The organism is Gemmatimonadota bacterium (genome assembly GCA_021295815.1).
In the GTDB taxonomy this organism is placed as follows: domain Bacteria; phylum Gemmatimonadota; class Gemmatimonadetes; order Longimicrobiales; family Gaopeijiaceae; genus JAGWBQ01.
In genome coordinates, this window is the sequence record JAGWBQ010000019.1 from 1 (window position 1) to 1070 (window position 1070).

Sequence of the window (1070 nt, forward strand, 5' to 3'; positions counted from 1 at the left end):
ACGGGGACGGTGCGCTCCTTGTAGGGAACGGCGGGGACGCTCCCGAGCAGCCTTCCCTCGGGATCGAAGAACTCCCAGCGGTTGCCTGCGGTGCGGATCACTTCGACCCACAGATTGCCATCGGGGGAAACGAAGATCTCGTTGATGAAGGACTTGCGAGGCGGCCGGGTGTAGGTCCGGGGGTTGCAGGAACCGCCCGGATACCGCTCCATGGCCTCGTCGAACTCCGCACTGCCCGCGTCCCATTCCTCGTCCGAGATCGGCTCGGGCGGCAGCGTGCGCTCGATCACCCGCAGGGTATCGCTCTCGCCCTGCGTGACGGCGATCCGGTAGAAATAGCCCCAAGCGGAATACATGACACCCCCGGAAGCCGGGTGCTGCACGAGTTTTGCCGCCGTCGTGTTAGGGTAGACGCCAACTCTTCCTTCCCAGGTGCAGAAAACCGGCTCGACCTGCCCAGGAAGGTCGGCTGGAACAGGCAGGAAGGGCACGGTATCGCCTGTGGCTCCGCTGCCATCGAGGCCCACCCACTGAGCGCCAGCATCAGGATCGAATGAAAAGCGGAAGACCTCATTCTCGCCGACGGGGTAGAAGCGAATGACCGCATTCGACCCGGTCAGACCTCCCGTGGTCCTTCTTGATCCGAGCCAGTCGCCGCCAACCGAAAACTCGCCGATGCGCCCTTGAGGCGGATCGAAAGTGAGGAGCCGGTCCCCGACCCAGGCGATGGAATAGATGCTCCTGAACTCACCAGGCCCTTCGCCTTGACCGCCAAACGTCCGCACGTGCGCGCCGTTGAAACCGAAGACGCGGATCTCGGAGTTCAGGCCGTCGGCAACGTACACGGTCTCATCAGGGCCGAGAGCGACGGCATTGACCCGACCGAACTCGTCGGGAGTCATCTGTTCGGTCAGAGAGTCGGGTCCGATCGAGACGACCGGGGTAAGTTGCCATCCGGGTGGCGTGCCGGTGTTGGTGACGTGGACGACGCCGCCTACGGTGTCGAAGGTGGTGGCGAGGTCGCCACCGCCAGCAGTTGAGGTCCCCTGATCGCAGGCTGCTGCCAAGGT

General features: G+C 64.1%; 1 protein-coding gene. It reads right to left on the reverse strand.

Annotated features, from left to right (window positions below):
• A partial coding sequence (locus tag J4G12_08515) for a hypothetical protein (protein ID MCE2455838.1) occupies positions 1-1070 on the reverse strand: 1070 nt, incomplete at both ends.